The organism is Neisseria sp. P0021.S007, from assembly GCF_051956855.1.
The window spans coordinates 1-429 of record NZ_JBQCXA010001844.1 but is presented as its reverse complement, the minus strand read 5'-3'; the positions used below and the strand labels follow the sequence as shown (position 1 = coordinate 429).

Sequence of the window (429 nt, the reverse complement as noted above, 5' to 3'; positions counted from 1 at the left end):
CAACAAAGCCGTACAAAACAACAAACTCCAAACCGAGCTCCTCAGCCGCAGTGCCAGCCCGCGCCATGAATACAACAACAACGGCAAACGCATCCAAACAGGCTGGGAAGAAGTTGCTTCGTTCAAAGTCGAAAGCAAAGACTTTGACGCCATCAACCGCCTGACTGACGAGACGCTGCAATCTGCCACTCTCGACCACATCGGCTTCAGCATCTCCAAAGAAAAACGCGAAGCCGCCGTCGATCAAGTCAGCAAAGCCGCCATCCTGCGCTTCAAAGACCGTGCGCAAGATTTGGCGAAAACACTCGGCTTTTCCAACTACAAAATCGTCAAACTCAATTTAGGCCACATTGGCAACCGCTCCATCGACGACCGTTTAGGTTTCGCCCGTACCAAAATGATGAGTGCCGAAGCTGCTGTTGCTAGAAG

The 429-nt window shown here is 51.7% G+C and carries 1 protein-coding gene; it reads left to right on the top strand.

Annotated elements, in window-relative coordinates; translation table 11 throughout:
- Positions 1–429: SIMPL domain-containing protein (locus ACTHUR_RS21750; protein WP_440400893.1), on the top strand; the 429-nt coding region annotated here is incomplete at both ends.